Origin of the sequence: Stenotrophomonas sp. BIO128-Bstrain (genome assembly GCF_030128875.1) — a bacterium.
Classification (GTDB): Bacteria; Pseudomonadota; Gammaproteobacteria; order Xanthomonadales; family Xanthomonadaceae; genus Stenotrophomonas; species Stenotrophomonas bentonitica_A.
Genome location: NZ_CP124620.1, coordinates 2,683,583 through 2,696,300 on the forward strand (window position 1 = coordinate 2,683,583; position 12,718 = coordinate 2,696,300).

Annotated in this window: 17 protein-coding genes; 10 read left to right on the forward strand and 7 right to left on the reverse strand. The window is 67.2% G+C overall.

The features are described 5' to 3' along the window. Nucleotides 1-84 precede the first annotated feature (84 nt). On the forward strand, nucleotides 85-840 hold the full coding sequence (locus tag POS15_RS12125; RefSeq protein WP_019184527.1) for an arginyltransferase: 756 nt from the start codon (nucleotides 85-87) through the stop codon (nucleotides 838-840). Nucleotides 841-877: 37 nt separating this feature from the next. Further along, the gene (locus POS15_RS12130; protein ID WP_019184528.1) at nucleotides 878-2,083 is read left to right on the forward strand and encodes an endonuclease/exonuclease/phosphatase family protein; all 1,206 of its coding nucleotides are present in this window, start codon (nucleotides 878-880) and stop codon (nucleotides 2,081-2,083) included. Nucleotides 2,084-2,232: 149 nt separating this feature from the next. Here the strand turns inward: POS15_RS12130 and purT are convergent, their stop codons facing one another. After that, nucleotides 2,233-3,420, reverse strand: a complete 1,188-nt coding sequence (gene purT / locus POS15_RS12135; RefSeq protein ID WP_284128219.1) for a formate-dependent phosphoribosylglycinamide formyltransferase — start codon at nucleotides 3,418-3,420, stop codon at nucleotides 2,233-2,235. 131 nt (nucleotides 3,421-3,551) lie between these two features. Here purT and POS15_RS12140 point away from each other — a divergent pair, with 131 nt between their 5' ends. The 6 genes from POS15_RS12140 (at nucleotide 3,552) to POS15_RS12165 (ending at nucleotide 6,776) form a co-directional block, all read left to right on the forward strand. Beyond that, nucleotides 3,552-4,421 (forward strand): SPFH domain-containing protein, encoded by an 870-nt coding sequence (locus tag POS15_RS12140; RefSeq protein WP_070473430.1) that lies wholly within the window; start codon nucleotides 3,552-3,554, stop codon nucleotides 4,419-4,421. Between the two features lie 87 nt (nucleotides 4,422-4,508). Continuing rightward, entirely contained in the window at nucleotides 4,509-4,688 is a 180-nt protein-coding gene (locus tag POS15_RS12145) for a hypothetical protein (RefSeq protein WP_046272204.1), read from the forward strand. Continuing rightward, complete coding sequence (locus POS15_RS12150) at nucleotides 4,685-4,873, forward strand: DUF4177 domain-containing protein (RefSeq protein WP_284128220.1); 189 nt, start codon at nucleotides 4,685-4,687, stop codon at nucleotides 4,871-4,873. Before POS15_RS12145 ends, POS15_RS12150 begins: the two co-directional genes overlap by 4 nt. A gap of 1 nt (nucleotide 4,874) precedes the next feature. Further along, a complete protein-coding gene (locus POS15_RS12155; protein WP_019184533.1) occupies nucleotides 4,875-5,417 on the forward strand; it encodes a PH domain-containing protein in 543 nt (180 codons plus the stop codon). Nucleotides 5,418-5,426: 9 nt separating this feature from the next. After that, the gene (locus tag POS15_RS12160; protein WP_284128221.1) at nucleotides 5,427-6,236 is read left to right on the forward strand and encodes a M15 family metallopeptidase; all 810 of its coding nucleotides are present in this window, start codon (nucleotides 5,427-5,429) and stop codon (nucleotides 6,234-6,236) included. Between the two features lie 27 nt (nucleotides 6,237-6,263). Beyond that, the gene (locus tag POS15_RS12165; RefSeq protein ID WP_284128222.1) at nucleotides 6,264-6,776 is read left to right on the forward strand and encodes a hypothetical protein; all 513 of its coding nucleotides are present in this window, start codon (nucleotides 6,264-6,266) and stop codon (nucleotides 6,774-6,776) included. A gap of 2 nt (nucleotides 6,777-6,778) precedes the next feature. Here the strand turns inward: POS15_RS12165 and POS15_RS12170 are convergent, their stop codons facing one another. From POS15_RS12170 to POS15_RS12195, 6 genes are all read right to left on the reverse strand, one after another. Then, the gene (locus POS15_RS12170; RefSeq protein WP_284128223.1) at nucleotides 6,779-7,453 is read right to left on the reverse strand and encodes a DNA-3-methyladenine glycosylase; all 675 of its coding nucleotides are present in this window, start codon (nucleotides 7,451-7,453) and stop codon (nucleotides 6,779-6,781) included. A gap of 1 nt (nucleotide 7,454) precedes the next feature. Continuing rightward, nucleotides 7,455-7,826: a DUF423 domain-containing protein gene (locus tag POS15_RS12175; RefSeq protein ID WP_284128224.1), complete on the reverse strand. Its 372-nt coding sequence runs from the start codon at nucleotides 7,824-7,826 to the stop codon at nucleotides 7,455-7,457. A 103-nt stretch (nucleotides 7,827-7,929) separates the two neighbouring features. After that, nucleotides 7,930-9,009 carry an SRPBCC family protein gene (locus tag POS15_RS12180; protein WP_019184538.1) on the reverse strand — a complete coding sequence of 360 codons (1,080 nt, stop codon included), beginning with the start codon at nucleotides 9,007-9,009 and terminating at the stop codon, nucleotides 7,930-7,932. A gap of 56 nt (nucleotides 9,010-9,065) precedes the next feature. Beyond that, nucleotides 9,066-9,230 carry a hypothetical protein gene (locus tag POS15_RS12185; RefSeq protein WP_160298430.1) on the reverse strand — a complete coding sequence of 55 codons (165 nt, stop codon included), beginning with the start codon at nucleotides 9,228-9,230 and terminating at the stop codon, nucleotides 9,066-9,068. Between the two features lie 92 nt (nucleotides 9,231-9,322). Next, entirely contained in the window at nucleotides 9,323-9,964 is a 642-nt protein-coding gene (locus POS15_RS12190; protein WP_019184539.1) for a response regulator transcription factor, read from the reverse strand. Beyond that, nucleotides 9,964-11,160: a sensor histidine kinase gene (locus tag POS15_RS12195; protein ID WP_019184540.1), complete on the reverse strand. Its 1,197-nt coding sequence runs from the start codon at nucleotides 11,158-11,160 to the stop codon at nucleotides 9,964-9,966. The genes POS15_RS12190 and POS15_RS12195 overlap by 1 nt, the downstream gene beginning before the upstream one ends. A gap of 138 nt (nucleotides 11,161-11,298) precedes the next feature. On the opposite strand from POS15_RS12195, the gene POS15_RS12200 reads away from it, so the two are divergent. Together POS15_RS12200 and minC are read left to right on the forward strand one after the other, a co-directional pair. After that, on the forward strand, nucleotides 11,299-11,895 hold the full coding sequence (locus POS15_RS12200; RefSeq protein WP_019184541.1) for a GNAT family N-acetyltransferase: 597 nt from the start codon (nucleotides 11,299-11,301) through the stop codon (nucleotides 11,893-11,895). A 15-nt stretch (nucleotides 11,896-11,910) separates the two neighbouring features. Then, a complete protein-coding gene (minC, locus tag POS15_RS12205; RefSeq protein WP_070473440.1) occupies nucleotides 11,911-12,696 on the forward strand; it encodes a septum site-determining protein MinC in 786 nt (261 codons plus the stop codon). Nucleotides 12,697-12,718 lie beyond the last annotated feature (22 nt).

The following is a 12,718-nucleotide window of genomic DNA, read 5'->3' on the forward strand; positions in this document are numbered from 1 at the left end:
CCAGCAGCGTTGACAGCCCGGCCGGCCACATTCATTTGGCAGACAGTCGTGCCGGCTGCGACGGCACGGGGCTATGCTGTGGGCATGGCAATACACGGCGACCGCGACGACGAGCTGCGACTGTTCCAGACCGGCGACCACCCCTGTGGCTACTGGCCGGAACGGGCCGCACGCGATCTGGTGCTCGATCCCAACGATCCTCGCCTGGGCACGCTGTACCCGATGGCGCTGGGCTGGGGCTTCCGCCGCTCCGGCGATCTGGTCTACCGCCCACACTGCGCCGACTGCCACGCCTGCGTGGCCGTGCGCATCCCCGTGGCCCGCTTCGCGCCGGACCGCAGCCAGCGCCGCTGCCTGGCCCGCAATGCGGACCTGGAAGTGCGCATCGTCGCGGCCGAGCAGACCGACGAGCAGTTCGCGCTGTACCACCGCTACCTCACCCACCGCCACGCGCAGGGCGGCATGGACGAGCACGGCCCGCACGAGTTCGACCAGTTCCTGATCGGGCGCTGGTCGCAGGGCCGCTTCATCGAGATCCGCGGCCCGGCCGCGGACGGCCACCGCGGCCCCCTGCTCGCGGTCGCCGTGACCGATGTGACCCCGCAGGGGCTCTCGGCGGTCTATACCTTCTTCGACCCGGACCAAGCCCATCGCGGCCTGGGCACCTTCGCGATCCTGCAGCAGATCGCCTGGGCCCAGCGCGAGCAGCTGCCGCACCTGTACCTGGGTTACTGGATCCGCGACCACCGCAAAATGGACTACAAGCGACGGTTCCGCCCGCTGGAGGCCTACGATGGGCGCCGCTGGCACGCCTTCGATGACGAACGGGACGGCCGCTGACGCAACACTGACACCGTGCCGGGTGCAAAATAGGCGGATGAAAGCCCATCCCCTGATCCTTGCCCTGGCCCTGCTCTGCGGCGCCTGCGCACAGACCCCTGCCAAGACCGCCGCCATGCCGGAGACTGCTTCCGCACCGCTGCGGATCGCCACCTACAACACCTCCCTGTACAGCGACGAGACCGGCGGCCTGATCGCCGAGCTCGAAGGCGACAGCGAACACGCGCGCAAGATCGCCGCCGTCCTGCAGCAGGTCCGCCCGGATCTGGTGCTGCTCAACGAGTTCGACTACGACGACGCCCACCGCGCCGCCGACCTGTTCCAGCAGCGCTACCTGGAAGCCGCCCAGCCCGGCGGTGGCGAGCCGCTGCACTACGCTTACCGCTACCTCGCCCCGGTCAACACCGGCGTGCAGAGCGGCCTGGACCTGGACAACAACGGCGAGATCGGCGGCGAAGGCCGCGCCCGTGGCAACGATGCCTGGGGCTACGGCCTGCACCCGGGCCAGTACGGCATGCTGGTGCTGTCGCGCTACCCGATCGACGCGGCCAAGGTCCGCAGCTTCCAGCTGCTGAAGTGGAGCACCATGCCCGGCGCGCTGCGCCCGATCGATCCGCGCACCGGTAAATCCTTCTACAACGACCACGTCTGGTCGCAGCTGCGCCTGTCCTCCAAGTCGCATTGGGACGTGCCGGTGAACACCCCGAACGGCACCGTACACGCCCTGGTCTCGCACCCGACCCCGCCGGTCTTCGACGGCCCGGAAAAGCGCAACGCCGCCCGCAACCACGACGAACTGCGCCTGTGGCAGGACTACCTCAAGGACCGCGACACGTCCTGGCTGTGCGATGACCGTGGCCACTGTGGCGGCCTTCCGCAGGACGCGCGCTTCGTCATCCTCGGCGACCTCAACAACGACCCGGTCGACGGCGACGGCCGCCACGAGGCCATCGTCGAACTGATCGAAAACCCGCGTGTCCTGCGCTACCCCACCCCGCGCAGCGTCGGCGCCGAACAGACCAGCCTGGCGTACGCCGAGAAAGGCATCGTCCGCAAGGGCGCCCCCTTCCATGCCACCGGTGACTTCGGCCCGAAATCCGGCACCATGCGCCTGGACTACGTGCTGCCCTCGGTCGGCTTCAGCTACCTCGGCAGCGGCGTGTTCTGGCCGTCCAATGACAGCCCGGAAGCAAAAATCGCCGACGGCAGCGACCACCACCTCGTGTGGGTCGACCTGAAGTAAGGCCCGCGTCGCTCTTAACAAAAAAACGGCGAGCCAAGGCTCGCCGTTTTTCGTTTGCTCCGCTGTTCGAACCGCGCAACCGACCTTCCACGAGGAGGTGATCGGGCAGACCGATCACCTCACACCGGCCGCACCCAAGGCGCCCTGCCTCACGACCGCAACTCGATCCCGATCGCCTCAGCCGCCTCACGCGCGATCTTCCGCGCCTCATCGATGTCCGCCCCCCGCGCCAGCGTCACCCCGACCCGGCGATGCCCATGCACGCTCGGCTTGCCGAACAGACGCAGTGCCGAATCCGGATGCACCAGCGCCGCGGCCACGTTGCTGAAGAACGGGACACCCTCGCCGTGTGCCAACAGCGCGCACGAGGCCGACGGACCGCTCTGGCGGATCACCGGAATCGGCAGCCCCAGGATCGCGCGCGCATGCAGCGCGAACTCACTGAGCTCCTGCGAAACCAACGTCACCAGACCGGTGTCATGCGGACGCGGCGACACCTCGCTGAACCACACCTCGTCGCCCTTCACGAACAACTCGACCCCGAACAGACCCCAGCCGCCCAGCTCATCGGTGATCGCCTGCGAGATCTCCTCGGCCCGTGCCAGGGCACGCGGCGACATCGGCTGCGGCTGCCAGCTCTCGCGGTAATCCCCGTCCTTCTGCCAATGGCCGATCGGGGCACAGAACGACGTGCCACCGGCATGGCGCACGGTCAGCAGCGTGATCTCGTACTCGAAGTCGATGAACCCTTCCACGATGCAGCGCCCGGCCCCGGCACGGCCGCCGGTCTGCGCGTACTCCCAGGCCGGGGCGATGTCCGCCTCGCTGCGCAGCGTGCTCTGGCCCTTGCCCGAGGAGGACATCACCGGCTTGACCACGCACGGCAGCCCGATCGCCGCCACGGCGGCACGGTACTCGGCATCGGTATCCACGAAGCGGTACGGCGAGGTCGGCAGGCCCAGCGTCTCGGCGGCCAGACGGCGGATGCCCTCACGGTCCATGGTCAGGCGCGCGGCACGCGCGGTCGGCACGACCCGCAGGCCCTGCTCCTGTTCCAGTTGCACCAGTGTCTCGGTGTGGATCGCCTCGATCTCCGGCACCACCAGGTGCGGCTTCTCCTGCGCGATCAGCGCGCGCAGCGCCATCGCGTCGAGCATGTCGATCACGTGCGAGCGGTGCGCCACCTGCATCGCCGGGGCATCGGCATAACGGTCGGCGGCGATCACCTCCACCCCCAGCCGCTGCAGTTCGATGGCGACCTCCTTGCCAAGTTCACCGGACCCCAGCAGCAGCACACGGGTGGCGGAAGGAGACAGCGGCGTACCGAGCGTGGACATGGCGGTGTTCCGGGCAACAGAGACGGGAGGGCATTCTAGCCGCTGCGGCCGCCCCATGGCCGGCTGGCCCGGCACTTGCGGACTGATATCAATTTGATATCGTCCTATCAACTACCCAAGGACGCCCTGCCATGAAAGAGAAGTCGATCCGCTCGCTGTCCGGCCTGCCCTTCCTGCTGCTGGTGCTGGCCCTGACCGCGGTAGCCGTGTGGATGTTCGTGGTCGGGGTGGATAAGGGAAACCGCAACCCGGCACTGATCATCGGCAGCCTGCTGCTGGCCACCACCGCCCTGGTCAGCCTGGTCGGGCTGTATACCGTGCAGCCCAACCAGGCGGTGGTGGTCAGCCTGTTCGGCAAGTACGTCGGCACCGTGAAGGAGAACGGCCTGCGCTGGAACAACCCGTTCTTCACCAAGGTCAAGGTGAGCCAGCGCGTGCGCAACTTCGAAAGCGGCAAGCTGAAGGTCAACGAGCTGGACGGCAGCCCGATCGAGATTGCCGCGGTGATCGTGTGGCAGGTGGTGGACGCCTCCGAGGCCGTCTACAACGTGGACGACTACGAAAGCTTCGTGCACATCCAGTCCGAATCGGCGCTGCGTGCGATGGCCACCAGCTACCCGTATGACCAGCACGAGGAGGGCCAGTTGTCGCTGCGCAGCCATGCCGCCGAGATCTCCCAGCACCTCAAGGACGAACTGGCCGAGCGCCTGGCCGATGCCGGCGTGCAGGTGATCGATGCGCGCATCAGCCACCTCGCCTACGCACCGGAAATCGCACAGGCGATGCTGCAGCGCCAGCAGGCCAACGCGGTCATTGCTGCGCGCACGCGGATCGTGGCCGGTGCGGTCGGCATGGTTGAGATGGCCCTGGCCGAACTGCAGAAGAACGGCGTGGTGCAGCTCGATGAAGAGCGCAAGGCGCACATGGTGAGCAACCTGCTGACCGTGCTGTGTTCGGACCGTGGCACCCAGCCGGTGGTCAACGCCGGTTCGCTGTATTGATGCACCCACGTGCCGACCCAGGGTCGGCACTTACCAACGCAGCCCGGCGCCGAGGGGACGGCACGGGGTGTGGATAAAGGACCCCGCATGACCGAAAAGAAAGCGTACCCGCTGCGTATCAATGCCGACGTCCTGGCGGCGGCGCAGCGCTGGGCCGACGACGAGCTGCGCAGCCTCAACGCGCAGATCGAATACGTGCTGCGCGATGCGCTGCGCAAGGCCGGACGCCTTCCCAGACCCACCACCGACAAGGAGAGCAAGTCATGAGCAAGCGCTGGAACTACCTGACCATTGAGGTGAAGCCGAACCTGATGGGAATCGTCAACGCCGAGCAGATCCAGCAGGAACTGACCAGGCAGGGCCAACTGGGCTGGGAGCTGGTCAACGCGATCAGCCTGGTGTCGGCACCTCCGTTCACGACGTCGGTGCTGATCTTCAAGAAGGAGGCATGAGGTGAGTGCACTTCACCGCTTCGACGTCGCCCCATCGCCGGCCTGGCGGTTGCTGTGGTTGTGGGTTCCGCTGCTGCTGGTCGCTGGCGTGATGGTGGGCACCGCGCTGGATGCACCGGAGCGCTCGCACACCGAACTGTTCATCACCCTGCCGTTCCTGGCGGTGCTGGCCGCGGCGCTGACCTGGGCGTACACCCGCCGCAGCATCGTGCTGCACCAGGACACGCTGGAGGTGCAGTCGACCTTCTACCGCAAGCGCGTGCCGGTGAGCGCCATGCGCCTGGATGAGGCGCGCATCGTCGATTTCGCCGAGCATGGCCGCTACAAGCCCACGATCAAGACCAACGGCTACGGCATGCCCGGGTTCCAGTCCGGTCATTACCGGATGGCCGACCGCAGCAAGGCGTTCTGCCTGATCACCGACAGCAGCCGTGTGCTGCACCTGCCGCTGCGCGATGGCAGCGCCGTGCTGGTCAGCCCGGAGCGCCCACGTGCACTGCTCGATGCGCTGCAGGCGCTGGCCGGACCGCCGCGCGCGCACTAAGCTGGCCGCATGCGCCGATCTCACGCCCTGCTGATCAACACCGCCGAGATCGAACTGTGGCCCGGCGGCCTGCTGCGTGCACGCGGCTCTGCCGACGCGCGCGCCCTGGCGCGCGCGCAGTGGGTACTGCGGCGCAAGCGCGATGGGCGCTACCTCGCCGTCGCTACCGCCCACGGCGTGCTTCCCCTGGTGCCGCGCCTGATGCGCGAGCCGGGCATCGAGGAGGCACTGGATGCGCTGGACCGCCAGCTGCTGGAGCACCGCCGTGGCGGCGCGCCCGATGCGGTGCTGCCCCTCAGTGGACTGCAGCATCGCCTCCAAACCCTCGGGATTGATGCCGATGCCTACGAAGCCGCGACCGGACTGGCACTGGAGGCCGAACCGGCGCAGCTGCACCTGGCCGGGTTCGACCGCTACCGTCGCCCCCTCTGGCTGCGCCGTGAGGCCGCCCGGGGCTGGCAACGACTGCGCCAGCAGGCGTCCGCCGATGGCATCGCACTGGACGCGATCTCCGGTTACCGCAGCCACGATTACCAGCTCGGCATTTTCGCGCGCAAGCGCGGCCGTGGGCTGAGCGTGGAGGACATCCTCACGGTCAACGCCGCGCCCGGGTACAGCGAACACCACAGCGGCTACGCGTTGGATATCGGCACACCGGGCGAACCGCCGGCGGAAGAATCGTTCGAGTCGACTGCCGCGTTCGCGTGGCTGGGCGAGCATGCCGGGCGCTTCGGGTTCCAGCTGAGCTACCCGCGCGACAACCCGCACGGGATCGTCTACGAACCGTGGCACTGGTGCTGGCGCAACGCCACACCGTGACCAGGGCGGCCCACAAGGAGGAGAACCATGGACGATCAGAATCCCTACCAGGCCGGTGAGGTTCCCCCCTCCACGCCCAAGGCACCGCACTGGGAACAGGTGCCGAGCGGGATCACCAGGCCAGTCACGCAGCTCTGGTTACTGGGCGCGGGACTCACCGTGTTCACCCTCGCCACGGGCGGCTGGACGTGGGCCAAGAACCAGCACGTGCTCGCCATGATGAACGTCATCGCTGCGGCGATGCTCAGCTGCGTTTACCTGGCTCTGGCAGTGGGGGTCTACAAACGCAGCCGGGTTGCCGCCTGCCTGACCGCTGCGCTGTGGGCATGGGTGTTCGTGATGCATCTGAGGCAGGACACCGCAGGCATGGCAGACACGCTGCGGAGGATAGGGACGACGCTTGTGATCGGGGTGGTGGTCCTCCGCGGCACCGTCGCCACCTTCCGCCATCACCGCCACCTTGCGGCGAAGAAGCGCCAGCCAACACGGGCACGAATCAGCGACGACCCGGCCTTCGCGCCGAAGCCGCCGGCCGCGTAGCCTCACCCCTGCGACCGATCGGTCGTCGCCTTCGGATCCACCGTGAAATCGGCGATCCGCCACAGGTACAGGCTGGCGTAGGTCCGGAACGGCCCCCATTTCTCGCCGCGGGCGAGCAGCTCTTTCGGGCTGGGCATCCGCTCGGCCTTGTCCACGCGCTGGGCGCCCTTGCGGACCCCCAGGTCGTCCACCGGCAGGATGTCCGGGCGGCCGAGCCGGAACATCAGCATCATCTCCACCGTCCAGCGGCCGATGCCGCGGATCGGCACCAGCGCATCGATGATGGCGTCGTGGTCCATCACCGACATCCGGCGCAGGTCGGGAATCTCGCCGGCCGCCTCGCGCCGCGCAAGGTCGCGCAGCGCCAGTGCCTTGTTCCCCGATACCCCGCACACCCGCAGCCCCGCATCGTCGATGCGCGACAGCGTATCGGCATGCAGACGGGGACTGCCGATGGCGGTCTCCACGCGCCCGACGATGGTCGAGGCCGCCTTGCCGCTGAGCTGCTGGAACAGGATCGCGCGCGTGAGCGCATCGACCGGGTCGAAGGTCTTCGCCCAGCCGGGCTGCGCCTGGATGGGGCCGAGCCGCTTCATCCAGGTGCCCAGCCGCCGGTCGCGCCGACTCAACCAGTCATGCGCTTCATCAACATCGAAGCCGCGGCGGTAACGGGGCATGTCAGCGCCTCAGCGCATTCAGGCCGTAGGCCAGCCAGCCCACCATCAGCGCGGTGCCACCGACCGGAGCGAGCTGCGTGCTGAGCTTCCACAGCGCGCCTGCCACCAGGCTGCCGGAGAACAACAGGGTGCCGATCAGCAGGACATACAGCGCCAAGCGGCCCAGCGTGTTCTGCTGCGCGGGGCCCAGCACCGCCAGCGCCACGCCGTGCCCGAACGCGTACAGCGCCGCCGTGGTCACGTGCGACTGCGCCAGCGGGTCGGCGATGCCGTGCGAAGCATAGGCCGACAGCCCGACCGCGGTGGCCGCCAGCAGGCCACCCAGGCCGGCCAGCAGGGAGGGTTTGCGCGTGCGTCGTTCCAGGTTGAGCATGCTTGCGTCCTTCAGACAGTGCCCCGCTGGCGGAGCCAAAAAAAAACGCGCCGCAGGAAGCGGCGCGTTTCAGGTCGTGCGTTACATCACGGCAACCGTCGGTTTACTTGACGGCCCAGTAGATGTCGTACGTGCCTTCCGGAGTGAACGACTTGTCCACGCCGTCCTTCCAGGACTCGTACGGACGATCGATCACTTCGTTGCCGCCGGTCACCGACCACGCACGCAGGGCGTTGCGGGCGATGTCCAGGCCAGCCATGTGGCCGGTGTAGGCCGCGTGGGCCGAACGGTGCGGAGCGACATGCACGTACTTGACCGGGGCACCACCGTCGATCTTCACCGTCAGGGCTTCGGCAGTCGCGCCTTCAGCACCCTTCTTCTTGACCGGCTGGGCCACGTCGAAGGCGTACTTCTCGGCGCCGAAATCGGTGGTGATGATGCGGAACGGACCGGCGGCTTCGAGGTTGTTGGCCTCCATGACGCGCTTGATCCACTCCTGGTTGTCCTTGATGGACTTGGTGATGGTTTCCTGGCCGCGGTCCACATTGCCGGCGGTGACGACCAGCAGGTCCTCGGCCGGGACGTCCACGATGGCCAGATCGGTCAGCGGGGCTTCGGCGGTGCGGTAGTCCACGTTCGGCACGGTGGCCAGCATGTTGGCCATGCGCGACAGACCCAGCTTCAGGTCGTCACCGGCGTGACGGCTTACGTACAGGCCAGCGTAACGACCGAACAGGTTGAAACCGTACTTGACGTTGTAGTCCTGCGTGATCTTGACGTTGCGGCCACCCTTGCCGGTCGGCTCGAGGGTGAAGTTGGTCACCTTGTCGTGGCCCTTGCTCTCGTCCTCGATGGCGATGGCAACGTGCTTGTTCTGCTCGGACTCGGTGATCACCCAGCTACCCTGGCCCAAGGAACCTTCCTTGGAGGTGTAGTCCAGGCGTGCGCCGACGCCGGCAGCGGGGCCGGAGTGCTTCAGTTCAACGGCGGGATCGCGCAGCAAGAGCGGGTTCCAGTCCTTGAAGCGGCGCAGGCTGTTGACCGTGTCGAACACGATCGTCATCTTGCGGTTGGTCTCGATGCTTTCGGAAATATGGCGCTCGCCCGGCAGACATACGCCAATGATGACGAACAGGCCAGCCACGATCCCCAAGGCGATCAGGAACTCGATAATACGGGTCATTCAGGAGTCTCCGGGGCCGATCCCACGGCCGGGTTGATTGAAGCGAAGCGCCAATCCTAGCAGGCTTCGCCGGTGTTGTTGATCAGGGTTGGCACACCGGTTTCCATGTCGGCAGCGGTTTTGCATAGACAAGGAGCGGAAAGATAACGCATCGCGCGTGTCAGCACGTAGCGGATGGACAATATTTCTTTGCCGGATTCGGCCGTCAGGCCCGAAAACACCCCCGCATCGCTTGCGCCGCAAGGGTTTCACGAAATTCGGCAAATACGTCGGGACCGGCGGCTGCACAATGGCCTCCGCCGGTCCGCCCGGCTCAGACCAGCTGCAGTTCGAAGGCCTTGAGCACGGCCCGGGTGCGGTCGCGCACGCCCAGCTTGGAGAGGATGTTGGACACGTGGTTCTTGATGGTGCCCTCGGCCACACCCAATGAATTGGCGATCTCCTTGTTGGAGAAGCCGCTGGCCATCAGCCGCAGGATCTCGGTCTCGCGGTCGGTCAGCGGGTCGGGCCGGTCCAGGCTCACGAACTCGTTGCGCATGTGCTCCAGGCCGGACAGCAGCCGCTGGGTGACCGCCGGCTGGACCAGCGAGCCGCCATCGGCCACGGTCCGGATCGCCCCCACCAGCTGGTCCAGGGTCACATCCTTGAGCAGATAGCCCTTGGCGCCGGCCTTGAGCCCGGCCAGCACCAGCTGGTCATCATCGAAGGTGGTCAGGATGATGGTCGGCGGCAGCTGGTTCAGCCGCGACAGCATCTGCAGCGCCTCCAGGCCGGACATCACCGGCATGCGCATGTCCATCAGGACCACGTCCGGGCGGACCTGCGGGACCACCTCGACTGCCTGGCGGCCATCGGCGGCCTCGGCGACCACCTCGATGCCGTCATCGAGCGCCAGCAGCGAGCGGATCCCCTGCCGCACCAGGGTTTGGTCGTCGACCAGGCAGACGCGAATCATCAACGCACTCCTTCAATGACAGCGCTCAGCATCAATACTGGCACGCCGGGTACCGAGGCACGAAGGCGGAAGCCCTGGCCCCGGCGGGTTTCGATCTGCAGCTCACCACCGCATTGTTGCAGGCGCTCGCGCATCCCGCGCAACCCGTTGCCGACCACGATGCCGTCGGCCCCCACCCCGTCATCATGCGCTTCCAGCACCACGATGCCCGGTGGCTCGCGCCGGACCTTGATCCACAGGTTGCGCGCGCCGGCGTGGCGCACCGCATTGGTGATGATTTCCTGGGTGCAGCGCAGCAGTACGTGGGCCCGCTCGGGGTCTTCCACGCTCAGCGGCTCGTCGATATCCAGGTGGATGTCCAGCGAGGGGACCTGCTCGGTCAGCGGGCGCAGGGCCGCGGCCAGGTCGATCGCGCCGCTGTCGCGCAGCTGGCTCACCGCCTCGCGCACGTCGGTCAGCAGCAGCTTGGCCAGGGTGTGGGCCTGGTGCACATGCTCCTGGGCCTGGCCCTCGGTGATGTGGCCGGCCACCTCCAGGTTGAGGCTGAGGGCGGTGAGGTGGTGGCCCAGCAGGTCGTGCAGCTCGCGGGAGATGCGGGTGCGTTCATTGACCCGGGCGCTTTCGGCCAGCAGCACGCGGGTGGCGCGCAGCTCGGTATTGAGCCGGCGCTGTTCCTCGCGGGCATCGGTCTGCTGCCGGGCCACCAGGCTGGTCACGAAGATGAACATGGAGAAGCCGCCATACAGCAGCGACTGCATCACCGCCTCGAACAGCGAGAAATTCAGGATCAGGTAGTAGACCGGCAGGACCGCCAGCTGGCTCAACAACAGCCAGATCACCCCCCCGCGCACCGGCAGCATCCAGGGAATGACACCGGCAGCGACCATCATCAGGATGCTGCCCAGGCCCGAACCGCTCAGGTAGCTCACGCCCAGCGCCGAGGCGGTGAGCAGCACCAGCATGACCCGGTCGTACCAGCGCGAGTGGCCGCCGTTGCGCAGCCCGCGGGTCAGCCAGAAGTAGCCGGCACCGAAGGCCAGGTACGCGGCGAACAGCCACAGCGCCCACGCATCGACGCCACCGCCGCGGCGCAGCAGCGCTTCGTACTGCGAGTAAACCAGAGGAAGTCCGACCATGACCCAGGTGAACAGGCCGGCCAGTCGCAGTACTCGGGTGTGGCTGAGGTATCCCAACATGGACGCATAGTAGGCTGAACCTGTTCCCCTGCACTCCCACAGAAGTCATGCCTGTCGGCTCGCGGGGGGAAGCCACCCATGCAATAATCGGACCGAGGGCCCCTCGATGGGCCAACCGCGTTACCCCACGGAGTCACAATGTCGATTGTCATCCGCGACGTGCGCGAGCACGAGCTCGATTCCGTCCTGGCCCTGAACAACAATGCCGGCCTGGCCATCCTGCCGTTGGATGCCGCCCGCCTGCGTCTGTTCTATGAAAGCGCTGAGTATTTCCGCGTCGCCGAGCGCGACGGCAACCTGGCCGGTTTCCTGATCGGCTTCGGCAGCGACAGCCAGCACGACAGCAGCAACTTCGCCTGGTTCAAGCAGCAGCTGGATACCAAATTCTTCTACATCGACCGCATCGTGGTCGCCAGCCGCCGTCGCGGCGGTGGTGTCGGCCGTGCGTTCTATGCCGACGCCCAGAGCTACGCCGAGCTGCGCTATCCGCAGCTCACCTGCGAAGTCTTCCTGGACCACGGCGCCGATGCCGCCCTGCTCTTCCACGGCAGCTTCGGCTTCCGCGAAGTCGGGCAGAACAACATGGCCCACGTGGATGTGCGTGCCAGCATGCTGCTCAAGGACCTGTGCAGTTACCAGTGGGTGCACGACACCTACGGCGACCAGCTGCCGGATGTGCCCTGGGTGGGCCATCGCCGCGAGCCGCTGCGCGCGCAGCAGCAGACGGGGACCTGATCGGTGGCAGCGAACATGGATTTTGAACAGGCCGGCGAACTGAAGATCGGCCAGGTCGGCATCGCCAATCTGCGCATCCGCACCCTCGATGTCGAACGCCTTACCCGGGAAATGCAGGAACGTGTCGCGCGTGCGCCGAAGCTGTTCGGGCGTGCCGCGGTGATCCTGGATTTCGGCGGACTCAGCAAAATACCCGACGTGGCCACCGCCAAGGCACTGCTGGATGGCCTGCGCAAGGCCGGCGTGCTGCCGGTCGCGCTGGCCTATGGCACCACCGAAACCGACCTGCTCTCCCAGCAGCTCGGCCTGCCGCTGCTGGCCAAGTTCCGCGCCCAGTACGAGCGTGCCGAAGCCGAGCCGGCCCCCGCGCCTGCCCGCGCGCCGGTGGCCGAGCCGCCGCGCCGTTCGCGTGCCGCTGCCGCCGTACCCGCGGCGCCTGCCCCGAATGCCGTGGCCACCGGCGGCGCGCCCAAGCCGGGCCGCATGCAGACCGTCAATGTCCGCTCGGGCCAGCAGCTGTACGCGGAGAACTGCGACCTGACCGTCATGGCCACCGTCGGCGCCGGCGCCGAAGTGATCGCCGACGGCAGCATCCACATCTACGGTACGCTGCGGGGCCGTGCCCTGGCAGGTGCCCAGGGCAACACCACGGCGCGTATTTTCTGCCGTGAATTCCACGCTGAACTGGTCGCCATCGCCGGCCATTACAAGGTACTGGACGATGTTCCGGACTCCCTGCGCGGCAAGGCCGTGCAGGTGTGGCTGGAACAGGACCAGATCAAGATCGCTGCGCTGGACTGACGCAGCCCCCAAACAGAAGAAT